23 protein-coding genes are annotated in these 22,961 nt (G+C 64.9%); 5 read left to right on the top strand and 18 right to left on the bottom strand.

Going from position 1 to position 22,961, the window contains the following annotated elements; translation table 11 throughout:
• Positions 1–180: 180 nt before the first annotated feature.
• Positions 181–669 carry a pyridoxamine 5'-phosphate oxidase family protein gene (locus WA965_RS08590; RefSeq protein WP_526294610.1) on the bottom strand — a complete coding sequence of 163 codons (489 nt, stop codon included), beginning with the start codon at positions 667–669 and terminating at the stop codon, positions 181–183.
• Between the two features lie 375 nt (positions 670–1,044).
• Between WA965_RS08590 and WA965_RS08585 the strand changes: the two genes are divergently transcribed.
• Positions 1,045–2,445: an FAD-dependent oxidoreductase gene (locus WA965_RS08585; RefSeq protein WP_526294612.1), complete on the top strand. Its 1,401-nt coding sequence runs from the start codon at positions 1,045–1,047 to the stop codon at positions 2,443–2,445.
• 225 nt (positions 2,446–2,670) lie between these two features.
• Here the strand turns inward: WA965_RS08585 and WA965_RS08580 are convergent, their stop codons facing one another.
• From WA965_RS08580 to WA965_RS08560, 5 genes are all read right to left on the bottom strand, one after another.
• Entirely contained in the window at positions 2,671–3,957 is a 1,287-nt protein-coding gene (locus WA965_RS08580) for a spinster family MFS transporter (RefSeq protein WP_526294614.1), read from the bottom strand.
• Between the two features lie 81 nt (positions 3,958–4,038).
• Positions 4,039–4,980 (bottom strand): LLM class flavin-dependent oxidoreductase, encoded by a 942-nt coding sequence (locus tag WA965_RS08575; RefSeq protein ID WP_526294616.1) that lies wholly within the window; start codon positions 4,978–4,980, stop codon positions 4,039–4,041.
• A 256-nt stretch (positions 4,981–5,236) separates the two neighbouring features.
• Positions 5,237–6,133, bottom strand: a complete 897-nt coding sequence (locus WA965_RS08570) for an alpha/beta fold hydrolase (protein WP_526294618.1) — start codon at positions 6,131–6,133, stop codon at positions 5,237–5,239.
• Between the two features lie 68 nt (positions 6,134–6,201).
• Positions 6,202–7,101: an aldo/keto reductase gene (locus tag WA965_RS08565; protein ID WP_526294620.1), complete on the bottom strand. Its 900-nt coding sequence runs from the start codon at positions 7,099–7,101 to the stop codon at positions 6,202–6,204.
• Positions 7,102–7,247: 146 nt separating this feature from the next.
• On the bottom strand, positions 7,248–7,988 hold the full coding sequence (locus WA965_RS08560; RefSeq protein WP_526294622.1) for an SDR family NAD(P)-dependent oxidoreductase: 741 nt from the start codon (positions 7,986–7,988) through the stop codon (positions 7,248–7,250).
• Between the two features lie 119 nt (positions 7,989–8,107).
• On the opposite strand from WA965_RS08560, the gene WA965_RS08555 reads away from it, so the two are divergent.
• Entirely contained in the window at positions 8,108–8,659 is a 552-nt protein-coding gene (locus WA965_RS08555) for a TetR/AcrR family transcriptional regulator (protein ID WP_526294624.1), read from the top strand.
• Between the two features lie 60 nt (positions 8,660–8,719).
• Here WA965_RS08555 and WA965_RS08550 read toward each other — a convergent pair whose 3' ends face one another.
• Positions 8,720–9,784, bottom strand: coding sequence for an LLM class flavin-dependent oxidoreductase (locus WA965_RS08550; protein ID WP_526294626.1), 1,065 nt, complete (start codon positions 9,782–9,784; stop codon positions 8,720–8,722).
• Positions 9,785–10,268: 484 nt separating this feature from the next.
• On the bottom strand, positions 10,269–10,847 hold the full coding sequence (locus WA965_RS08545) for a TetR/AcrR family transcriptional regulator (RefSeq protein ID WP_526294628.1): 579 nt from the start codon (positions 10,845–10,847) through the stop codon (positions 10,269–10,271).
• 86 nt (positions 10,848–10,933) lie between these two features.
• Between WA965_RS08545 and WA965_RS08540 the strand changes: the two genes are divergently transcribed.
• The gene (locus WA965_RS08540; protein ID WP_526294630.1) at positions 10,934–11,815 is read left to right on the top strand and encodes an SDR family oxidoreductase; all 882 of its coding nucleotides are present in this window, start codon (positions 10,934–10,936) and stop codon (positions 11,813–11,815) included.
• 21 nt (positions 11,816–11,836) lie between these two features.
• Here WA965_RS08540 and WA965_RS08535 read toward each other — a convergent pair whose 3' ends face one another.
• The 4 genes from WA965_RS08535 to WA965_RS08520 form a co-directional block, all read right to left on the bottom strand.
• Positions 11,837–12,484 (bottom strand): TetR/AcrR family transcriptional regulator, encoded by a 648-nt coding sequence (locus WA965_RS08535; protein WP_526294632.1) that lies wholly within the window; start codon positions 12,482–12,484, stop codon positions 11,837–11,839.
• Positions 12,485–12,517: 33 nt separating this feature from the next.
• The gene (locus tag WA965_RS08530; RefSeq protein WP_526294634.1) at positions 12,518–12,685 is read right to left on the bottom strand and encodes a hypothetical protein; all 168 of its coding nucleotides are present in this window, start codon (positions 12,683–12,685) and stop codon (positions 12,518–12,520) included.
• Positions 12,686–12,764: 79 nt separating this feature from the next.
• Positions 12,765–13,097, bottom strand: a complete 333-nt coding sequence (locus tag WA965_RS08525; protein WP_526294636.1) for a hypothetical protein — start codon at positions 13,095–13,097, stop codon at positions 12,765–12,767.
• A complete protein-coding gene (locus tag WA965_RS08520) occupies positions 13,094–14,155 on the bottom strand; it encodes an aldo/keto reductase (protein WP_526294638.1) in 1,062 nt (353 codons plus the stop codon). Before WA965_RS08520 ends, WA965_RS08525 begins: the two co-directional genes overlap by 4 nt.
• 436 nt (positions 14,156–14,591) lie before the next feature.
• On the opposite strand from WA965_RS08520, the gene WA965_RS08515 reads away from it, so the two are divergent.
• Entirely contained in the window at positions 14,592–14,960 is a 369-nt protein-coding gene (locus tag WA965_RS08515) for a hypothetical protein (protein ID WP_526294640.1), read from the top strand.
• A 234-nt stretch (positions 14,961–15,194) separates the two neighbouring features.
• On the opposite strand, the gene WA965_RS08510 is transcribed toward WA965_RS08515, so the two are convergent.
• The 5 genes from WA965_RS08510 to rpsF all read right to left on the bottom strand — a co-directional run bounded on the left by WA965_RS08510 (position 15,195) and on the right by rpsF (position 20,485).
• Positions 15,195–18,302 carry a replicative DNA helicase gene (locus tag WA965_RS08510; RefSeq protein ID WP_526294642.1) on the bottom strand — a complete coding sequence of 1,036 codons (3,108 nt, stop codon included), beginning with the start codon at positions 18,300–18,302 and terminating at the stop codon, positions 15,195–15,197.
• 492 nt (positions 18,303–18,794) lie between these two features.
• The gene (gene rplI / locus WA965_RS08505; protein WP_526294644.1) at positions 18,795–19,250 is read right to left on the bottom strand and encodes a 50S ribosomal protein L9; all 456 of its coding nucleotides are present in this window, start codon (positions 19,248–19,250) and stop codon (positions 18,795–18,797) included.
• 19 nt (positions 19,251–19,269) lie between these two features.
• The gene (gene rpsR, locus WA965_RS08500; protein ID WP_137146425.1) at positions 19,270–19,533 is read right to left on the bottom strand and encodes a 30S ribosomal protein S18; all 264 of its coding nucleotides are present in this window, start codon (positions 19,531–19,533) and stop codon (positions 19,270–19,272) included.
• 37 nt (positions 19,534–19,570) lie between these two features.
• Positions 19,571–20,086, bottom strand: coding sequence for a single-stranded DNA-binding protein (ssb, locus tag WA965_RS08495; protein ID WP_526294672.1), 516 nt, complete (start codon positions 20,084–20,086; stop codon positions 19,571–19,573).
• Between the two features lie 108 nt (positions 20,087–20,194).
• The gene (rpsF, locus tag WA965_RS08490) at positions 20,195–20,485 is read right to left on the bottom strand and encodes a 30S ribosomal protein S6 (protein WP_003931678.1); all 291 of its coding nucleotides are present in this window, start codon (positions 20,483–20,485) and stop codon (positions 20,195–20,197) included.
• Between the two features lie 183 nt (positions 20,486–20,668).
• Between rpsF and WA965_RS08485 the strand changes: the two genes are divergently transcribed.
• A complete protein-coding gene (locus WA965_RS08485; protein ID WP_526294647.1) occupies positions 20,669–21,229 on the top strand; it encodes a hypothetical protein in 561 nt (186 codons plus the stop codon).
• Here WA965_RS08485 and WA965_RS08480 read toward each other — a convergent pair.
• Positions 21,223–22,788: a glycosyltransferase family 87 protein gene (locus tag WA965_RS08480; protein ID WP_526294674.1), complete on the bottom strand. Its 1,566-nt coding sequence runs from the start codon at positions 22,786–22,788 to the stop codon at positions 21,223–21,225. The genes WA965_RS08485 and WA965_RS08480 overlap by 7 nt on opposite strands.
• Positions 22,789–22,961: the final 173 nt, after the last annotated feature.

Here is a 22,961-nt window from a genome sequence, read left to right as displayed (position 1 = left end):
GTTGAGCGCATCGCAGCGCTTGCCTCGAGTGCTGGAGTACAGCGGAGGTAACGAGGGCAACTGGCTTACACCAGTTCAGGGAGCTGATCTCCGAGCGTCTTCTGCACCACGCCAGAGCGGTATCGGACTCTAGCTGCTGGTCAGTCTGTGGCTGCGTCGGCGGCATCGCCCTAACTGCAGCTACGCGGGTGCGCCAAAGGTTCGGCACCGATCGGCGCCTTCGGCGTCCACCTCCCAATCGTCGGCACTAACCAACAATCTGAGGTACAAATTCAAGGCAGTAGGAGCTGCCGGTGGAGGCACCATGGAATTCTCGACCATGCTGGGGATCCTCGTCGATCGACGCGACCCTTCGATCAGTAGGTGCCGAAGTAAGCCGTTGCTGTTCTTCTGAGCGTCTTGGATCGACGGCGTGCACTTGGGGTCGTTCCGGAGATTCTTGCCCTTGACCCGCCACGGTGGTGTTGCGAATTGGATCTGTCCCTCGTCGGTCACGTCGATCCAGATGAAGGACACGTGGGAGCGCCCGTTCGGCCGCATGGTGACCAGATGGGCGGTTGGCCGCGATTCGATGAGCGCGCGAGCCTCTGGATGGAGGGTGTAAGTCACGGAGATCGCCTTTGGTGCTCGTATTGTGATGCGTTGGCTGCAAATGTAATTCGACAACATCGGTGCGGATGGGGCGTCCGAGGATCATGTGGTAGATCCCCGACGGACGACACGGCGGCGAAAAGCACGCGACCGCCCGCGTAACGCTGTCATCGCTTCACGACACCGATGGCTGTGCGCCTTACAACGGAGTCATCCCAGCGGCTTGGCCAGTCGAGCACGCCGGCGGTTCTGGCCATCGCCTTCCTTCCGGTCGTCCTGCTGCTCACTGGTCCGGTACGACGTGGACTGGCGGGCCCGCAGAGCCGCATCGTGACCGACCGTCCCGCTACAACCGGAGATGCACCCCGCAGGTGGCCACGGTTGCCGTTCAGTCTCGGCTCAGCTCTGCCGGTCTCACTGCCCATCGTCACGATGACGGGCTTGGTGTCGTAAATGGACATCACTGCTAATCCTGACCGGGTCGTGTTCGACCGCCTGGTCCGGGCAGAGGCCCCGACACACACTGCGAAGTGTTTCGACACCGCCTGTGTGCTGGGCGGCAGTGTCGCCGGTCTGCTGGCGGCACGAGTGCTCTCCGATCACGCCGAGACAGTATTGATCATCGAACGCGACGCCGTCGATGCCGAAGGACCTCCTCGCACGGGGGTTCCGCAAGATCGGCAGGGGCACGTCCTGCTGCCGGGGGGTCGCACGCAGATCGAACGCTGGCTGCCTGGATTCACCGACGAATCGCAGGACGAGGGTGCCGTTCTCGTCGAGGTTGGACGTCAGGCCGTATACCTCGACGGTCGACCGCGGCTGCCGAACCGCGACCTGCCCATCCTGTCAGCCACGCGGCCATTCATCGAGGCTGGAATCCGCAGCCGGGTCCTCGCGCTACCAAACGTGTCGGCGCTGTCGGCCCGGGTGGCAGGGCTGGAGTTCCGGGACGGTGCGGTAAGCGCCGCGCGTTACGTGGCGGACCACGCCGAGCGGGTGGTGGCCGCCGACTTCGTGGTCGACGCCATGGGCCGCTCCAGCAAGGCATCGGAATGGGTTGAACAGGCGGGCTTCCAACGCCCGCCACTGCGCCGGCTTCGCAGCGACATCAACTATGCGACAGCATTGTTCGAGCGTTCAGCGGACGTCGCAGAACTGCCCATGAGTACACTTGCGCTATTCACGGGCCCCGATGCGCCTGATGGGGTAGCTCTCGGCGCAGCTCTAGCCGCCGAGAACGACCAGTGGATGGTGATGCTGACGGCATATGAGCCCGTTCGACCTCCCGCATCGCCCGAAGAGTTTCGTGCGACGTGTACCAAGCTGCCGCCCGTCTTCACCCACGCGACACGTGGTCGACTCACCCGCGAGATGCAGACCTACCGGCAAGCCGATAGCCGTCGCCGCGACTTCACCGCACTGCAGCATTTCCCGGCCCGCCTGGTCAGTGTCGGAGATGCCGTGGCCTCCTTCAACCCCATTCATGGTCAGGGCATGTCCTCGGCGGCGCTGTATGCGAACTGTCTGTCCGAATACCTCACCACCGGTCCACAGTTGGGTAGGGCCGCGACGGAGTTCTTCGATCTGCAGGCGATCGTGACCGACGCCGCGTGGACCCTCTCGACCGGCCCCGACGCCGCCCGACTGGACGCGTTGCAGGGCAACGAGGTGTCCGAGGACGTCTCTCAACACAGATGGGCCATGAACCAAGTGCTGCAAGCCACGTTGAGCGACCAGGCGATCGCCGACGCGTTCAGCGCCGTGTCCTTCATGGCGGCTCATCCATCGATACTCGCGGAACCGGCGCTGATCGAACGGGCGATGATGGCGAACAAGGCCGACTCGTACGGCTGATGAAACTGCGCCGGCCGATCGATTCCTGACCTGCTGTCCTCGCGAACTACTCGGGGGCGCTTGCGGCCTTAGTGTGGCGAAAGGCTTGCGTGTGAATGGAATTCGGTCGCCCTTGTAGCGGCGGGGACGTCAGCATCCGGGGTGCACAGCAGAGGCGACGTGGGGAGCGCCGAGGAACGTGAGGTTGCGCCGGGCGGCGTCCCTGCACTCGTTGATTGCGGTTGCTCAGGACTCCTCGATGATGTCGCGGCGGTAGCGCTGCGCGGCAAGGGCGTAACAGCCGATCGCTACCAGTTGCATCGTCGGAACCAAGATCAGCAGTGCGCGGCCCAGTGCCTGCGGGCCCAGCTCTGCGGTCAGTGCATCGCTGATCACACCGGTCAGGAACGGGCCGACAGCGCCCAGCGTCGCGTTGAAGAACAAGAAGATGGCCGACGCTGTCGCGCGCTGCTCGGGAAGCACCAGGCGCTGGATCGCCGCGATGGACGGCGCCAGATATGCGGTACCGATGACATAGGCCAGTGCCAGCAGCCATACGCACAACGTGCGGCTCTCGACGACGAAGGCCAACGCAGAAGCGGGCAGCAGGGCGGTGATCAGAATGACCACGATCCACAACAACCAGCGCGGGTCACGGGTGGCCAGCTGGTCCGCGATGCGCCCGACGATCAGCAGCCCGAGAATTCCGAGCAAGCCGGTGGCCAGGCCGTACTGGATTCCGACCTCGCCGAGCGACATACCTCGGCTGCGCATCAGGAACGCAGGCGCGAACGTGGTCAGTGAGTAGCCGGCCGCCGACACCAGCGCGGTGCCGGCCACCATGGCCAGAAAGCTGGGTTTGCGCAGCAGATCCCACCAGTTCAGTGCGGCGGACGGCTGACGCGGCGGCGGGGTGGGCAGGCTCTGGCGGCTGCCGACGACCCACAACACCAGCGGTGCCAGCAGCACGCTGATTCCGCCCATCACCACGAAAGCCGCCCGCCATCCCATACTCTCGGCGAGTAGGCCGCCGCCGAGCAGGCTGGCGGCACTGGCCAGCGGGATGGACATGGTGATGACCGCCAGCGGCGCCGACCGCTTCTCCGGGACGAAGTTGCGCGCCACATACGCGTGCGCTGCGGGTGTGCTGCCTGCCTCGCCGACCGCCACGCCTACGCGGGTCAGCGCGAGCTGTAGGCCGGACTGAACCGCGCCGCCCAGCATGGTCATCGCACCCCACAGTGTCAGGCAGCCGGCGATGACCCCGCCGAAAATGCCACGGTCGGAGATACGCGCGATCACGATGCCCAATACGGCATACACGATGAGGAACCCAAACCCGTTGATGACACCGATTGCGGTGTCGGACAATGCCAATTCCTGCTTGATGGGCTCGGCCAGCACGCCCGGCAGAAAGCGGTCGACGTAGTTGAGGGTGCCGACGAGAGCGAGCACCCCGACGGCGGCCCATGCACGAGTGGGCCCGTGAGTGGCCAGGGGTTCGAGCGCAGCGCCAGCATGCGGTGTCGACATCGGTCTCCTCTGTGATTCGATGCCGAACAGCTTTACAGCACAGCCGCGAGCTTTGTCGGTGGGCCTGTTTACGGGGCGGCGTCAGGCGACGGTAGGCACAAGTGGCAGCACGTCTCTTGCGAGGCGCTCGTAAATGGCTCGAGGATCAGGACCTCCAGCAATGAGGACGACGCAATCGGCGCCAGCGTCGGCCCAATCGCGAATAGCGCGGGCACAGTCGGCAGGAGTGCCCGCGGCGGCCATCGACTGCACCATTGCATCAGTGAGGGTGTTCCCGCCCTCGCTCAATCCGGCGATCTCAGTCATTCGCGGGTAGATACCCAAGTCCAGGATGGGAAGCAACTTGCTTCGAGTCTGAGCGAGTGCCTGACGGGCGTCATCAGAGATGTTGAGCATGGCGAAAACCACTACCGCGCCCGCAGAGTTCATCGTCGACCTCGCCCATCTCACTGCCTCGGGCGTACAGACCTCGGGCAGCACAACGCCGTCACTGCTTCGCCCAGCCGCCCGAAGTCCCTGCGGTCCTGTAGTACCGATCAGGACTGAGGGAATCGTCGCGGGCGGGAAGCCGAGACCGACGTCATCCAGTCGGACGTGGCGGCCTTTGGTGGTCACTCGTTCGCCCGCGAGCAATGCGCGCAGGGCGACGACGGTCTCCTCGAGTGCCGCCTGAGGCGTATTCGATCGGGCGCCGACCTTTTCCATCCATGCCGAGACGCCGTGCCCGATCGCTATGGTCAGGCGATTGGGCGCAAGCCGCGCTAGGGCGGCGACTTCCATTGCGAGCGTCGAGACATTCCTGGAGGCGGCCGGCACAAGACCAAGTCCCACACGGAGTCGTCGCGTGTGAGCCAAAGCAGTCGCTGCCATGACTAGTCCTCCGGACCACCCGAGATCTTCGCTGAACCACAGTTCCTCGAAGCCGTGTTCTTCAACCCAGCGGGCGAATTCGGGAAGTCCCTCGGCTGGCCAGTCTGGCTCGAACCGTACCGCGATGCGGCAGCCGCTGTCTGTGGTGGTCATCTGCTTATCTGCTCCTTCAGTCCCGCATCAGCAAGGGAGCCGATCCTTGTGTCTCGCGACGTTACTGAGTTCCGCGCTCGGTTCATGTTCCTGGTTTCCGCATTGGTGGGAGTAATACACCCCAAGTCCGTCCGCGTGCCAGCTGACCGCCGGCGATACGAGCGCTCCTGCACCACCATGACATCCGGGCGGTGCCTTTGACAGCTTCGTGGACTGGCCTCTGCTGACGATCCTGCAGGCGGGTTGTGCTGAACTGTCAAGCCCGAGCGGCTGCGTCGAATTCACAGAACATTCTGGTGAAGTACCCTGGCTGCTCCTCAGCCACCCAGTGGCCGCAGTTCGGGACAAGCTGATCTGTCACCGAATCAGCGACCTCTTCACACATCGCCCGGAAGTTCCTGGCGAGAGGATTGGAAGCACCTCCCGAAGCCAACACCGGGATGGTGAGCTTGCCGTGATTTTGCAGCGCGGCGCGATTGTCGTCGGCATCGCGGTCGAGTTCCCGGTAGACCTCACACAATGCGCGCATCGCCCCGGGGGCTTCGAACGCGCGGGCGTAAACGTCAAGGTCATCATTGGAGATCGCATCCGGTTGGTAGGTCAGTTCGTCGAAGAATCGGTTGATGTACCAACGTTCACGTCCGTGCGTGATGTACACCGCGATGTCCGTGTTGGCATGAAAGGAGAACTGCCACGCTGACTTCTGAGCCACGCGCCATTCGTAGTAGGCAGTTCCCGGCAGCGGAGCTTCCATGAAGGTGGCGCTCACGACGTCATCGCGGTACCGCAGCGCGAAACTCAGAGCCAGTGTCGACCCGAGATCATGGCCGACAAGCGAGATGGGCTCCGCCACGCCGAGGGTCTCGCGCACCAGACTGTGAACATCACCGGCCATGGTCCACTTGTCGTATCCGTCACGAGGTTTATCGGAGGCGCCGGCGCCACGATAGTCGGGCATGATCACCCGATAGCCGGCCGCGGCTAGCGGCATCATGACCTTGCGCCACTCGTATCGCGTTTGGGGGGCGCCGTGGAGAAGCACGACGGTCTTGGTGGGTTCAGGTGGCGTGACAACGGTATAGCCGATGCGAATCGACTCGTCCGCAACCCAGGCCCGACCGTGGTGCACATCGACATCGTGCGCTGTGGTCATGGCGTGCTGCCATCACCAGCACACACGACCATCATCTTCGTCATCGAGCCGCTCCTGTCACCAGTGTCCTATTGCGCTGCAGCGGTGAGTATCTCGACCTCGTCGGAGGACAATGTCACGTCAGCCGCGGCGAGGTTCTCCTCCAGGTGCGCCACTTTAGAGGTACCGGGGATGGGCAGCATGACCGGCGACACTTGCAGGAGCCACGCGATCGCCACCTGGGCGGGCGTATTCCCATGCCGGCGGGCAACTTCGGCGAGCGCGTCGTGTGCCTTGTCGAGTCCGCCCTGGGCGACGGGGGCCCATGGGATGAAGCCGATGCCGTCACGATGGCACACGTCCAGGACGGCTTGGGCGCTGCGGTCGATGACGTTGTATCTGCTTTGCACCGTTGCGATGTCGGCGATCGTACGTGCCTCGGCGAGCTGTTCGGGAGTGATCTGCGAGAGCCCGATGGACACGATCTTGCCCTCGTCCTGCAGCGCCTTGAGCTCACCCACCTGATCAGCGAGTGGCACCTTTTCATCGATGCGGTGCAGCTGGAATAGATCGATCTGGTCGAGCTTGAGCCGACGCAGACTCATCAGGGCCTGTTGGCGCAGGTATTCCGGGCGCCCGACTGGCGGCCACGCCGCCGGGCCGAGACGCTTGGGACCGTCCTCGGTGTGGACGACGTCGGGACCGTTGCGGGTCAGACCCGCCTTCGTCGCGATCACCACGTCAGCGGGATAGGGGTAGAGCGCCTCGCTGATGATCTGCTCGGCGACGAAGGGGCCGTAGGAGTCGGCGGTGTCGATGAACTGGACGCCCAATTCGACCGCGCGGCGCACCACGGCGATGCACTCGTCGCGATCGGTGGGCTCACCCCAGATGCCCCGGCCCGTGAGCCGCATCGACCCGAATCCGAGCCTTAACACGGTCTTGCCGGCAATTTCGATCGTGCCTGCGTTCGCGATCATCGAAGTCATGAGTCGTTCTCCTTGACGGCGTGGTGGTTGTTGAGTTGGGGGACAGCCAATCTCGCGGTTTCATTGACACGACCGGCTTCGATTGACGCTCGAGTCGCAGTGGTGGTCCAGGACGGGGCCGGAGCTGAGGGCTGTACTCGCGGTCGTCATACGTTGTGACCGCCGTCGACGTTCAGGTTCGCACCGGTCACGTAGCTGGATTCGGGGCCCGCCAGGAAGCTCACCGCGGCGGCCACTTCACTGGTCTGTCCGTAACGCCCCAGCGCCGTCACACCTTTCATGACCGCGGCGAAATCGCCTCCGTCCGGATTCATGTCGGTGTTGATCGGACCCGGCTGGACGTTGTTCACGGTGATGCCGCGCGGGCCCAGATCGCGGGCCAGCCCACGGTTGAAGGACGACACCGCTCCCTTGGTCATCGCGTACACCGACAGTTCGGTAACCGGGACCCGGTCGGCGTTGATGCTGCCGATGTTGATGATGCGCCCACCGTCGCCCAAATGTTTGAGCGCGCTGTGAATAGTCCAGAACGGGCCACCGATGTTGATTGCCACCAGCCGGTCATACTGCTCCTGGCTGAATTCATCGACCGGCGCCTTATGAATGACGGCAGCATTGTTTACCACAATGTCCAAGCCGCCGAGCTCAGCGGCGGCGGTGTCGACGGCGGCCGCAGTCTGAGTCGGGTCGGCGGCGTCAGCCTGGATCGCCACCGCCTTGCCGCCGTTCGCGGCCAGTCGGGCGACAAGCTCGTCAGCCTCGACCTTCGACGCCGAATAGGTGAACGCCACCGCGGCGCCGTCGGCGGTCAATCGCTGCACGATCCCCGCGCCGATGCCCCGCGATCCCCCGGTAACCAGTGCTCGTCGTCCGGTCAGTGTGCTCAATGTCTGCCCCTCCTCCTAATTACGAACCGATGTGTTACTTAGTACACTGAGGTCAAAGCCGGTCGCCACCGGGTTTGCTCCCGGTGTGACCGGAATCACACGAGAAAGGGCGGTGCGACGTGGCAGTCGGGCGGCCGCGGGAATTCGACTCCGACCAGGTCGAAGACGCGGCGATGAAACTGTTCTGGAAGCACGGTTTCGACGGGGTCTCGATCTCCGACGTGACGGCCGTGACCGGAGTCAACCGACGCAGCATTTACGACGAGTTCGGATCCAAGGAGAAGCTGTTCATGCGGACTGCGGAGCGCTACCTCGCGGGGCCGAGCGGTTACGTGAGTGATGCGCTGACCCGGCCGTCGGCCCGTGAGGTCGCCGAGGCCATGGTGCACGGTGCCGCCGATCTCGTCAGCGGCGCCATTCTCGGATGCCTGACTACCGTCGGCGAAGCCCCGGGTCTGGCCAAATTACGGGAATCGATTGTGCGCCGACTCGCCGAACGATTCGACGCTGCGGTCGTCGACGGCGAGCTCTCCGGTGTCGACACTCTGGTGTTGGCGCGCTGGATCGTTGCCGTAGGCCAAGGTATTTCGGTGCAAGCCCGTAGCGGGGCCAGCCGCGCCGAACTACACGCCGTTGCGGACCTAGCGTTGGCGGGGTGGCCCGGCCGCTGAACGCCTCCGGAGAACCGACATAGCCCGCCAGATGCGATCTCCTAGCTCGAGCGCAGAGGCCTAGCTTCCCAGACCTCCCAAGGCAGGAACCCGCGAGCCTTTGAAGTTCGGCTCCCATCCCAGCGCCGGGGCCACGTAGCGGGCGAACGTCTCGAGGATGTGGAGGTTCAGGTCCACCCCGAGCTGGCTGGGGATCGTGAGCATCAGGGTGTCAGCCGACTGGACCGCGGCATCGGCCTTGAGTTGCTCGATGAGGACGTCGGGTTCGGCGGCATAGGTCTTGCCGAACGTCGAGCGGAACCCGTCGATGATGCCGACCTCGTCAGCCGAATCGTCTCCCCGCGGGCCGAAGTAGTGCCGGTCCAGATCGGTAACCAGCGGGAAGATACTGCGGCTCACCGATACTCGCGGAGTTCGTGGGTGTCCTGCGGCCGCCCATGCCGCACGAAACTGGTCGATCGGCTCAGCCTGAAGGTCTGCGAAGGCATCCCCGGTGGCCTCGGTCAGCAGCGTCGAACTCATCAGATTGACGCCTACGGTGCCCGCCCATCTCGCGGTCTCCCGCGATGCGGCACCCCACCAGATGCGCTCGGCCAGTCCTGCCGAGTGCGGCTCGATGCGCAGCTTTCCAACCCGCCCAAACTGTCGGGGATCGGCGTCGACGACACCCTCACCGCGCACGGCACGCAGGAACAGGTCGAACTTGTCCCGGGCGATGTCGGCGCCACGCGGATCCGTGGAACCGGTGTAACCGAAGGCCTCCCACCCCCGTAGCGCCGGCTCAGGCGACCCGCGACTGACTCCGAGTGCCACCCGCCCGTCGGAAAGCAGGTCGAGCGCAGCCGCCTCCTCAGCGAGGTGCAGCGGATTCTCATATCGCATGTCGATGACACCGGTGCCGACCTCGATCCGCTGGGTACGGGCGGCGATCGCGGCAAGCAGCGGCATGGGCGCGGCGGACTGCCGGGCGAAGTGGTGAACGCGGAAGTATGCGCCGTTGACGCCTATCTCGTCGGCACCTGTCGCGATGTCTACTGCATCGCGCAGCATTTCGGCGGCGTCGGGCCCGTCTGACCCGCCGGCGGACGCATAGTGCCCGAAGCTCAGAAATCCGAAAGCCTTCACAGCACCGCAAACCTCATTCGCCGTTTAGGTATTCCGACGATCATCATGTCGGCCGCCGCGGGCGTGGTCGTTAGGCCCAGCTGTGTCCGGCTATTGAAGCGCGGGAGCGAGTTGGGCCACCAGCGGTAGATCGTCCGCTTGCCGACGCGCGCTCGCTCTCAGATTGCGCCGTGGGTGGCGATTGCTTCCGGAAGAGACATGCCATCGTTGAGGGCCTACCGGATTCCCCGTTCCCGAAGGGTCACCGCCTCGGCGCGTTCAAGGACGGGCACAACGTGTGCCGCTGGAATCACCACGACGCCATCAATGTCGCAAGCAGTCCTGCAGGTGCTCGGGCCAAGCAACCGGGGACGACATCCTGGACGCGTCGGCCCCCAGATAGCACGGTGCCCGACGTCAATAAGGTTCTCTCACTTGACGAGCGGTTCGTTCGCACCAGTCGACGCAGCTGGATTCTTCGCGCCCGCGCCGTCTGAGAAGGTAATCAAGTCAGAGACTGCGAGGCGGTGCGTAGTTCGTCGAGTGCCGCCAGCGCGTATTCGGCCAACCCCCGCCCGTCCTGATGCTCGTTCTCCGACCATCGGGCGTAGCCCTGTTTGAAGGCCAACACGCCGAGCTCCCCGGCCAGGTGCGCGGTCATCTCGGGAACGCCGCGGGCCCGCAGTGCCGCCGTGATCGCCGCCGCCAGGCTGACCGTCTTGAGCGCGTCGCGTTCCTGGAGTTCGGTGCTCGTCGCGACGGCCGCCTTGATGCGGGGGCCGAGTTCCCGATTGTCCGGACCCATCATCGTCGAGGCGCGTTCGAGTGCCGCGGCGACCGCAGCCATCGCACTCGCGCCGTCGGGCGCCGACGCAATGCCCTCGGAGAGCAATTGGCACAGGCTCTCCTGCCCGGCGACGAGCAACTCCCGCTTGTCGGGGAAGTGGCGGAAGAACGTGCTCTTCGTGACGCCGGCCCGCTCGGCGATCTGGGCGACGGTGGTGGCGTCGTAGCCCTGCTCGGTGAACAGGTCTACGGCCGCGAGCACCAGTCGCTGACGCGCACCCGGTTCCCAGCGGCCCATGGACACATCCTAGGCGACGGGACTTTTGTCCCATCACGTAGTACGGTGACGGGACAAAGGTCCCATCACTACGTCTGGAGTGCCACGTGCGCGTTTTCGTCACCGGGGGAACCGGCACTATCGGTTCGCCCGTCCTCACCGAACTCCTCGGAAACGGGCACACAGTCCTCGCGCTGGCTCGCTCGGACGCCTCCGCGACGTCGTTGTCCGACGCGGGCGCCGAGGTGCTGCGCGGCACCCTGTTGGATCTCGACGTGCTGCGGGACGGTGTCCGACGGACCGACGGCGTGATCCACCTCGCTTTCGGGCACGAGGCCGCAACGCCGGACGCGCTGGCACGCGAGATCGTCGCGGAGACGGCCGCGTTGGAGGCAATGGGTAACGAGTTCCTGGGTAGCGGCCGGCCCATCGTCGTCGCCTCCGGTACGCCGTGGATCGCGGGACGCGCGTCCACCGAGGCCGATCCCCCGCCGACGGAGGGGCCGGTTGGGGGGCGCGGCCGCGCAGTGGTGACACTGCTGGGTCTCGCGTCGCAGGGAGTGCGCAGCGTCGCGGTACGCATTCCGCGCACCGCGCACGATGACGGAAAAGGTGGATTCGCAGGCGTTCTCGCCACGACGGCGCGTCGCACCGGTGTCGCGGGCTACCCTGGCGATGGCACGCAACGTTGGCCCGCCGTGCATGCCCGCGACGCTGCCGTCGTTTTCCGGCTGGCCCTGGAGTCAGCGCCGCCGGGCACGTCGTGGCACGCGGTCGACGAGGAGGGCGTCGCGGTGCGTGACATCGCGGCCGTCGTCGGACGCCGGCTGGGACTACCCGTGCAGTCGGTGCCGCAGGAGGAGTTCGGCCCGTTCGGCGAGATCTTCGCGCTGGACCAGCCGGCCTCGAGCCGCCACACCCGCGACGTCTTGGGTTGGCGCCCTACACATCCCGGGCTTCTCGCCGATCTCGAAAACCTTCGGCCCTGATACGCGGGAATAGGGAACGGCTTAGGGGCGTGACCGAGCGCGTAGGCCGTCTATTGCGGCTTTGGCGATCGGGCGGACGTGGTGTGCGTCACCGTGGACTCGGGCGACGGCGACCATCAGGTCGAGCATTTGGCCGATGTCGAGGTCGTCGCGGAATTCGTGTGTTGTTTGGGCATCGGCAAGTAAGGGTTGCGCGGCAGTACAGATCTTGGCCCGATCGTCGCTGAACAGTGTGTTGTTGACGCCGCCGAATTGAATGATCAGTTCGGTGGCGACGGCGTTACGCGCGAACGCGAAGTCGAAGAATCGACGCAACCAGATTGTGAAGGATGCGCCCGGAGTTTGCCCCTGAACGGGTGTGGCGGCGGCGCAGACTTCGTCGACTTCGTCGGTGAAGAGAGCTTCGAGGAGTTGTCGTTTGCCCGGGAAGTTCCGGTAGAGCGTGGCCATCCCCACGTTAGCTCGACGCGCTATCTCAGCCATGGAAACCTCACCGGCGCCATGGTCGTCGAAGGCTGCTCGGGCCACCGCCAGAATAGTTTCGCGGTTGCGGGTGGCGTCGGCCCTGCGCGGAACACCTACGGGTAATCCTCCGGGCACTTCACCTCCTTTGGCGCAACAGACACCTGGCGTAACGCCGACACTCGACGCGGTCAATCTACGTGACATGCCCTCAGTCGGGTAGAAGTGCCATACTCGCCCTCAGGCCCGCAGGAGTTGCGCTGTGTGAGGGTTGAGTTCGATCGAGCGGTCTTCCCCGACGATGACGACGCGGCCCAGGGCGACGGGTCGGCGGCCGAACACACAGCTGGCTTCGAAGGCGAAGGTCATGCCGGGTTGGAGGTCCATGTCGGCCAAGGTGGTCGACATGCGACCACCTTTGGGTAACGGTCCGCACCGTCGAGGAAACCACAACTTGCTGGAAACCGGCAGAACGCGCCGAAGGGGTTCAACCCGTAGATCTGTGGGCCGCGCACCCAGCCCCGGCGTCCTCCACCGGCTTGAGCATTGCCTCGGCGACGTCACCGAATCTCCCGCCGTCGTGCAATGTTTGGAGGCCGGCGTCATAGCAGTCGCGCGCGACCTCGGCGGCCCGATCGAAGTCCTCGTGGACGTCACCGACGGCGATGGTGACCTGGTGTGGGGTGGCCCGCATCCCCGAACGCGCAGAACACCTCGGTGCTGATGACGTCGCCATCCTGCAGGATTCGTGGGGCTTCCAACGCCGTTCGCGTTCGGCCCAGGAATACGTCGGCACCGTCGTGTCGGTGGTCTTGATCATGCGCTGGTCCTTTCTGCGGTCGCGGCGGTCCGGGACGCGGCGCGTTCGTCGGCCGGCCGGCGGCGCTGACCGACCTGCTGCAGAGCCGGGGGCGAGTAGGCCATGTCGAGGGTGCCGACGTCGGTGCCGGGCGCCACGATGGCGTCGATCCGGTCGAGGACCTCGTCATCGAGGCCGATCTCCATACCGGCGAGCGTGTCCTCGAGGTGACGCATCGTTCGGGGTCCAACGATCGCGGAGGTGACTCCCGGGTGGGCGATCGCGAACGCCATTGCCATGTGTGTCAGCGACATCCCAGCGTCTTGGGCCACGGGGAGGAGCGCCTCCACGGCATCGAGGCGCCGCTCGTCGCTGAAGTGTGCGAAGCCGGCACCGGCGCGTTCACCGGTGGCATCCTGGCCCTTGCGGTATCGGCCGGTCAGCATGCCTTGGGCCAACGGGCTCCACACCAACGTGCCCATCCCGTAGCGCTGACAGACCGGCAGTACCTCCTTTTCGATGCCACGATTGAGGATCGAATACGGCGGCTGCTCGGTGCGGAACCGTTGCAAGCCCCGCCGTTCGGCTACCCACTGCGCTTCGACGATGTCGGAGGCGGGAAATGACGACGCGCCGATGGCCCGCACCTTGCCACTGTGCATCAAGTCCGAGAGCGCCGATAGCGTCTCCTCCACGTCGACCAAGGGGTCGGGGCGGTGGACTTGATACAGGTCCAAATGATCGGTCTGCAAGCGGCGCAACGAGTTCTCGACCTCGGTGATGAGCCAGCGCCGCGAATTACCTTGCTGGTTGGGGTCATCGCCCATCGGCGCGTACGCCTTGGTGGCGAGTACGACGTTATCCCGGCGACCTTTGAGGGCCTTGCCGACGATCTCCTCGGACTCCCCGGCGGAGTAGAAGTCGGCGGTGTCGATGAAGTTGATCCCAGCGTCGAACGCTTTGTGAATGATGCGGATCGACTCGTCGTGATCGGGATTGCCTTGAGCGCCGAACATCATCGCCCCCAAGCAGTAGGGGCTGACCCGTATGCCCGTGCGGCCCAACGTGCGGTATTCCATGACAAACCCCTCTGCTGAAGTTATGGCAACGCAAACGGTGCGCTGACTATGGGCGCACCCACTAAGTGAACAGCCTATCCGTTTCTGGGCTTGGTGGGCAGGCCTACTGCACAAGGCGCGCGCTACTGACCGAAGTTCCATCGTGCCGTCCGCACATTGCGAAAATTTCACTTTCATGTCCATTTGGACATCGTGTGAACATTTCACCTTGAGAATTGGACATGAAGTTTGAGACCGGTATTAGCTCACGGCCCTGTCAACGTCGAGGCATGGTGTCCGCGTCGTCCACGCAGTGAGAACCCCCTTCCAGTCGCACTGAGAACCACGACCACAACCCTCTGGCCCCCTCAGCGCCTCGCCGCCGCCTTGGTCTCCCTGCAGGCCACACCCGCTCACTTGGCGGCTTCGGCATTCTGCAAGGTCTAGCGTGGGCGCAATGGGTTTGTTCAGCCATGAGGAGTTCCGCGACCCGGACGAGGGCGTTGCTGGCAGCGCCAGTGGTGGGGCCGTTGAGAGGGCTCGCAGCGCTGATGTTGACGAATTCGGGTCAGATCATCCGGTGGTCATTGGTCCGGGGTCACCGCCCGACGATGGTTCTTGCGGTCAGTTCGCCGTGCAGTTTCACGTGTCGACGTCAATGCTGGTCGGGTTGACACGGATAGCCGGTATGCGCGGGGTCAGCGTGCCCGAGGTGTGCCGGCAGGTTGTCGGTGTGTTTGTCGCCCAGCAGGAGGGCGAATTGGGTGCGTTGCTCGCTGCTGAGGCCGAAGTCGCGGACTACCGGCCGAGTTTGGGTGACGCATAGGCGCACCCTGCTGGGGTGGATCACTCGGACAGTGCCGTCGGCCACTCAGATCGGCGTGGATCCGAAACGCCGGCACGCAACTTCCGCGGGAGTGATCCATCCCCGGCGCTGACCAGCGGCCGGCCACCAGTGCTACCGCCGGCTCGATGGGCGGAAATCTAATTCAAATGTCTAGATGGACATCTCAATTGAGAACTGGACATCAAACTTGAGAAGCGACACCTAGCTAGCCGCCTACTGCTTGGCCATATTCGCAAATCGCGACAAATGCAGTTGGTGCGCAACGGTTATCGTCTTCGTCGGCCCGTTACGGTGCTTGCCGAGAATCAGGTCCGCTTCTCCACCGCGCGGGTCGTCCCGATCGAACGCGTCCGGCCGATGCAAAAGTATAACCATATCCGCATCCTGCTCTAGGCTGTTGTGTATAATTATGCAGTTCGCTGTAAAGTTATGCGTGCCATCAACGGTTCCGTCATAGACATCCTGTTCACCGATGCTGGTGATCTCGACGATCTTGTCCCAGAAGACATCGTTGGTGGCGAGGTCATGGAGATCACGGTCCTCCAGCAGCGCAGCCGCCCGGTGCAGCCTCGCCCGGCTCGGGGAATGCTTCCACATTGTCGATCCGCAGAACTTGGTGTTCATCGCAGTGGCGAACTGCCGATGCGTCAGTTGGCGCTCGGTCAGCCCCGCCCGCACCTGAGCCCAGACACCCTGAGGGACCGTGTCGGCGTTGGGGTTGCGCACGATTCCCTGCAGCTTCGCCAGAACCTGCTTGGCTGCATCGGCTTTCACGCCGTGCACACCGATGCCTCCGAGGAACTTGGACTGACTCTCACCGCCCGCGATCGTCAGGTGCCAAGAGTCCCGATATCCGGCCTTCTTTGCGCGGTACACCCTCGACGCGATTCCGAATCGCAGCAACAGCTGCATCACATCGTCAACCAACTGTCGGCTCGTTGACGCGTAGTACACACGTCCTATGCCCGTCTTCTCGTCCCACCGCACCGAGCCGTCTGTCGCCCAGAGGTGCCGCAGGAACAACGCCACTTGATCGTTGGGGAGCGCAAATACCTCTGCCGGAACGAACTTGTCGTAGCTGCGCTTACCGAACAGCCCAAGCTTGTCCAGCCATTCCGCGATCGGGTTCCGCTTACCGTGGGTGAGCCGATAGGGCGCCGGCAGTCGCAGCGTCGTGACACGTGCCGCCGGGTACTCGTCCCGTATCGCCGCAACCCCGAAGTGCTTGGCGGCGTTGGTAACCGCCACCAAATTCTGCTCATCGATGCTCGCATACCGGATCGGCTGGCGCTTCACACACGATCCGTCGCCGATCATGTGGGCCAGCATGACGACCTCGGAGTCGTGCATCCGCTCGGTCTGCACCGGCTCGGGCACCCGCCGCGGGACAGCGACGCGAGCGCCGACCGTCAACTCCCCCAAAGGAGTCCAGCCGTCCAACGTCATGAACGGATGGTTGGCTGTGGCCTCCACCTCACGCCCCGACGCCAGCCGCACCTTGAACACCTCTTTGTGCCCGCTGTAGAACACGTTCGTCATCGGCCGCGCAACCATGCGCTTGCGCTCATCGACCGACCACACCAGCGGCCGCTCCCCGGTGCGCATCAGCTCCCCGAACGTCACCTCGGAACCGGTGTCCGCCCGCAGGATCCGGGTGTTCGCAGTCAGGCATCCCGACTCGCGAAGATCGGAGACCATTGGCTTCTTGTCGGTGCGCTGTTCGGGGCCACGGTTCAGCTGGCTGATCGCTACCACAGGCACTTCGAGTTCCTTGGCCATCAACTTGAGGCTGCGGGAGAAGTCCGAGACTTCCTGCTGGCGGGACTCGTACTTCTTGCCTGACGACATCAGCTGCATGTAGTCGACGACGATCAACCGCAGGCCGGCCTTCTGCGACAACCGTCGCGCCTTGGCGCGGATCTCCATCATCGTCAGGTTCGGCGAATCGTCGATGAACAACGGGGCTTCGCTGATCTCGCTCATGCGGCGCGCCAGACGCGTCCAGTCGTCGTCGCTCATCCGGCCGGAACGCATGTCGGCGAGCTTGATCTTGGCCTCGGCCGACAGCAGCCGCATGACGATCTCGGACTTGCTCATCTCGAGGCTGAAGATGACGCTGGGCAACTGGTTCTTGATCGAGCACGAGCGCATGAAGTCCAGGCCGAGTGTGGAGTTGTGCGTCGGCACCATGCCGTGCCCGGCGAGGTAGAGGTGTTCGGCGTTGTCGACCTCCACACAGCGCACCGGGACCGTGCGGACCCGGCGGATCCAGTCGACTCCCACTGCCGCCCGCCCGGGTGCAAGAAGCACGCCGCCCCGCCCTGATCTGTCCTGGTGCCGTGCCGCCGCGGTCACGGTGTCCGCTGCCGCCCGCAGCATCCCGGTGGTCCGGATGCCCAGACTGGTCGGCCACTGGTGCTGTTCGTCGGCGACGATGACGGTCCCGTCGGAGAACTCGATCTCGTAGCAGGGCCGACCGAGCAACACGTCCGTCGCCGCCACCACACGGGTGGGCAGCCCGTCGGCGTCGAGGAGCTCATCACCGACCCCGACGTCGCCCATCGTCGTCCAGCCATTGGGTGTCGGCAGCGGGGTGTCGAGAGCCAACGCCTTCCCGACACCGGGTCGGGCCGCGATGATGATCATCTGCCCGGCGTGCAAGCCGTTGGTCACCTCGTCGAGTTCGACGAACCCGGTGGGCACACCGCGGGAGATGCCACCGGACGAGGCGATCGCGTCGATCTCGTCCATCGTGGGCTGAAGCAGTTCCTCGAGCACCACGAAGTCCTCGGACGCGCGGCGCTCGGTGACGTCGTAGATCTCGGCTTGCGCACGGTCGACGACGTCGTTGACGTCCGCTCCGTCCGCGCCCGCGTACCCGTACTGCACAACACGCGTGCCGGCCTCCACGAGGCGACGCAGCAGCGCCTTCTCGGCCACGATCTCCGCGTAGTAGCCGGCGTTGGCGGCGGTCGGCACCGTAGAGATCAGCGTGTGCAGATAGGGCGCTCCGCCGACGCGTCGCAACAACCCGCGGCGATCGAGTTCCGCGGCGACGGTGACCGCATCGGCCGGCTCCCCGCGTCCGTACAGATCCAGGATCGCGTCGTAGACGAGCTGGTTCCCCGGCTTGTAGAAGTCACCCGGCCGCAGCTTCTCCAGCACATCGGCGACGGCGTCCTTGCTCAGCAGCATGCCGCCCAGCACCGCCTGTTCGGCGGCGGCGTCCTGCGGGGGTTGGCGCCCGAAGTCCTCACTCGGAGGAGCGTCCTGCCGGTCGGACGATCCGCCGGACCGACCCAGGTCATCTACGACAGCCACGCAGTGCCCCACCCCTCCTCGTACCTCGAACTGACGTTCGATATGGCATGCCGCGATGTTAAACCCGAATGCCGACAAGTCCCCCGGGCCGGCCTCGGATCTTCACCCGCGACGGCCAACGGTAGACGTTGCTGAGAGGGAATCAAGTCGACCCTGTTAGTGGACTTGTGGATGGATTGTGCATAGGTCCGGTGGGAGGTGTTGAACCGCTGGGGAGAACCTGTGGATAACCGCCGTCGCCAACCGCGTTCGAGCAGATGAACGCACCATAGGACGGTAGAAAGTCTGTGGATGGGAAATTGGTCGGCGTGTCGCCGATGGTTGCCTCTTCGGGCGTGTTGTGTTTCGCCTCGGGGCCGCAGAGGTTAACAGCCGGTTAGGTTCGCTGTAAGTGGTTTGCGCAGATGTGTTCGCCACAGCGCACAGCAACGGCCGGGTGAGAACCGTTGGTCCCCACCCGGCCGTTTCAGGGCTGGTGCTGTCAGTCCGCGATCAGCGGGCAACCACGTTCAGCGACACCTCGGCGGCGACGCTCGGGTGCAGCCGCACCTCCACGGGGTGCGTGCCGGTCGCCTTGATGTGGGCTTTGGGAAGGCTGACGGTCCGCTTGTCGAGGTTCGGTCCGCCGGCCTTCTTGATGGCACCGACGACGTCGGCCGCGGTGACCGAGCCGAACAGCTTGCCGGAGTCGCTGGCCGTCTTGACGGACAGCTCGACGGCACCCAGCTCCTCGAGAGCCTGCTTCAGCTCGTTGGCGTGCTCCAGGCTCTTGACGCTCTTGAGCTCCTGGGCGCGACGGATCTCCTCGGCCTGGCGCTCCGCACCACGGGTGGCCACGATCGCCATGCCGCGGGGTAGCAGGTAGTTGCGGCCGTAGCCGTCCTTCACCTCGACGGCGTCGCCGGGCGTGCCGAGGTTCTCCACCTCGGTGGTCAGAATGAGCTTCATGTTCTTGGTCCTGTCCTGACTATCGCGTCGCCGAGCTGAACGGCAGCAACGCGACCTCGCGGGCGTTCTTGACCGCGATCGCGATGTCACGCTGGTGCTGAACGCAGTTGCCGGTCACACGGCGGGCGCGGATCTTGCCGCGCTCACTGATGTAGGTACGCAGCAGCTGCGTGTCCTTGTAGTCGATGTTCTGCAGCTTGCCCTTTTTGGAGCAGAACACGCACTTGCGGGTCTTGACCGGCTTTTCCGGAGCCGGACGCCTCTTCGTGGAGGACTTGGCCATGTCTATCTCTTTCTAGAAATCTGATGAATTGGTTTGATCAGAAAGGCGGTTCGTCGTCGCCGCCGCCGAACGAGCCCGACGCGGGCGCACTGCCCCACGGGTCCTCCTTCGGCTGCTCCGCGGGACGAGAGCTGTTGCCCCCACCGCCGCCTCCGCCGCCACCGAAGCCGCCGCCACCGCCGCCACTGCGGCTGGCCTTGTTGACCTTGGCCGTCGCGTACTTCAACGACGGACCGATCTCGTCGACCTCGAGCTCGACCACCGTGCGCTTCTCGCCCTCGCGGGTTTCGAAGGAACGTTGCTTGAGCCGGCCGCTGACGATCACCCGCGATCCGCGAACGAGGCTCTCGGCCACGTTCTCGGCAGCTTCGCGCCAGATGTTGCAGCGGAGGAACAGCGCTTCGCCGTCCTTCCACTCATTGGTCTGGCGGTCGAACATGCGGGGCGTCGACGCGACCGTGAAGTTCGCGACGGCAGCGCCCGACGGCGTGAACCGCAGTTCGGGGTCAGCGGTCAGGTTTCCGATGACCGTGATGATGGTGTCACCAGCCACGAGGTCCTCCTGGATGTCGGCGGTGTGCAGCGGCATGCGCTGACGGGATAGCAGTCGCAGGCGAGCCTACGGAACTACCCCGACGTGCACAGGCCGTCAAGCGACTTATTAGTGCTTGTCGGTCCGCATCACCTTGGTCCGCAGCACGGACTCGTTCAGGTTCAGCTGACGGTCGAGCTCGGACACGGTCGCGGGCTCGGCCTTCACATCGACGATCGCGTAGATGCCCTCGGCATGCTTGGCGATCTCGTAGGCGAGCCGTCGGCGTCCCCAGATGTCGACCTTGTCGACACTGCCGCCATCCTTGCGGATCACGTTGAGGAACGTCTCGAGCGACGGTGCAACAGTTCGTTCGTCGAGAGTGGGGTCGAGGATGACCATGATTTCGTATGGACGCATAAGGAACCCATCACCTCCTATGGTCGTGTGCGGCCACGGACTGTCCGTGGCAGGAGGGTCGCCTGCGTCGGCAACCGGGCTAGGTTACCGGAACCTGCGCTGATCTGCGAAATCGTCACACCGGGCGGCCGCCGCCCGCGGCTAGGCTTGGTGATCCAGGGTCATCGACGTGGGAGGGGTTTGGTGGAACATCCGTACGAACCCCAGCCCCCACCGGGCCAACAGCCGCGGCCGGGGTTCGCGCCCTATCGTTTCCCGCAGTCGGCACCGCCGCCATCCCGGAGCGGTGCTACCGGGATCATCGCGGCTGTCCTCGCCGGAGTCGGTGCAGTCGCGTGTCTCGGCGGCAGTCTTTTCGGAATTCTGGGCGTGGTCGGGATCAACACACTCGACACGGACCCGATGATCCAGACCTCCGTCGGCATTGCCGGTGGAGTACGACCGGTGCTGATCCTGGGAATCGTGCTGACGTTCGTGGCCGGTCTCCTGCTGACCGCCGGAACCGTGACGCTGGCGCAACGCAAGATGGCCGGTCGCTGGTTCGTCGTAGGCGGATGCGCGGTCACGATCGCCGGCAACCTCCTCAGCCTCGGATACGCCGCGTCTGCGATGGGTGCCTACGGAAGCAGCGGAGCAGTCGCCCTCCTGGCCTTCATCTTTCCGATCGCGACGCTGGTGCTGGTTGTGATGCCGTCAACGACCGCCTGGATCGCCGCAAAGCGCAAGCCGAGCAGCTTCTACTGACCGGGGCGTCCGATCAGCGCACCGCCGTCGGGCTCCGCGACCGTGACGATGCGGGGTCGGGGCCGCAGCCACTCCGGCAGCCAGCGCGGCGGCGCGTCGGGTACCCGGTCGAAGAACCCGCCCGCGGGATCGTCGTCGAGGCCGTCGCGCCGCACCGGATCCAGCTCGGGACGGTAGATCTGGCGAATCACCAACGCGCACAACGTGATCACTGCGATGTCGCGCAGCAGGATGGTTGCGGTGAAAGCCTGTTCGGGCAGGCCCATGTTCTCCTCGCCGAACAGATACAGCATCCGCGGGACCCAGACCAGCATGTCGATCGTCATCCAGGCGAGCAGGATCCGCCGCTGCGGAAGCGCCAGCACCGCCAACGGGACCAGCCACAGCGAGAACTGCGGACTCCACACCTTGTTGGTCAGCAGGAACGCCGCCACCACCAGGAACGCGACCTGGGCCACCCGTGGTCTTCGGTCCGCCGTCAGCACGATGTAGCCGATGCCGATGAGGCAGGCCGCGAACAGTCCGGCGGTCATCGCGTTCAGCACCACCGGTGGCTCCCAGAACCCCAGGTTCGGGTCGAAGCCCTGCCAACCGGTGAAGGACTTCACGACGTTGTAGATCGAGTCCATGTCGTCGCCGCGGCGGGTGTTGAGCCGGAAGAACTCCGACCAGCCCCGCGGGAACAACACCATGATCGGCAGGTTCACCGCCAGCCACGCGACCACCGCCGCCACCGCGGTGCGGGTGACCTCACGCATCCGTCCGGTCCGGATCGCCAGCAGCGCCAACGGGATGAGCAGCAGCAGCGGGTAGAGCTTCGCTGCCACTCCCAGCCCGATCAGCACGCCGGCCAGCGCGGGTCTTCGTCGCGCCCACGCCAGCAGTGCACCCGCGGCGAAAGCCGTTGCCAGCGCGTCGAAGTTGGTGAAGATCTGGAAGATCACGATCGGTGACGCCCCAACCAGCGCGGCATCCCAGATGCGCCGCGGGCCGGCGAGCATCGCGGTCGCCCACAACGTCGTCAACCACGCCAGCGCCAGCCCGAATGCGGCGATGTTGAAGAACATCACCACCTCGGCGACGATCGGTATCGATACCACCTTCGTCACGGCCGTATAGGTCTTCGCCAGCGTCATCGACAGGTACTGGTAAATCCCCGTCAGAACCGGATACTCCATGTAGCGCACGGCCGGGGTGCCGTCGTACTGAACGTGGGGCTTGCCCTCGGCGTCGGTCTCGATCCAGCTGGACTTGTACGGAAACTTGCCCTGGTTCAACAACTCTGCCGTGTAAAGCGGCACCGTGTCCGAGTAGCACAGCTGGAAGTAGGCACGCTGGTTCTCCCAGTTGCCCACCCGCTGATCGGCCGCGCCGGTTCCGGTGGTCTGCAGGCACGCCGCCTTGGTCGAATACCCCAGCGCCAGGAACACCAGCGCGATGAGCAGCATCGCCCGCAGCGGGGTCAGGAACCGGGACCGGCCGATCAGTGCGTGGCGACCGACCGGTCCGCCGATGGTTCCCGACAGCGCGGCGCCGATGGTGTCGGTGCGACTGGGCATGTCGCGATCGTCGAGGCTGCGCAGATCCTGTGCCAACGGCGCCGGTGATTTAGGCACGGCCGGCGGAGCCGGCGATTCGGGCACAGCCGGCGCTGTCTCGTCCCGTTCGGTCACGGGGGCGGCAGGGGACCCGGCGGCGGAACTCCTGGAGGTGGCACCCCCGGTGGCGGCAC

The organism is Mycobacterium sp., from assembly GCF_049683935.1.
GTDB lineage: Bacteria > Actinomycetota > Actinomycetes > Mycobacteriales > Mycobacteriaceae > Mycobacterium.
This window is presented reverse-complemented; position numbering and strand designations above follow the sequence as displayed.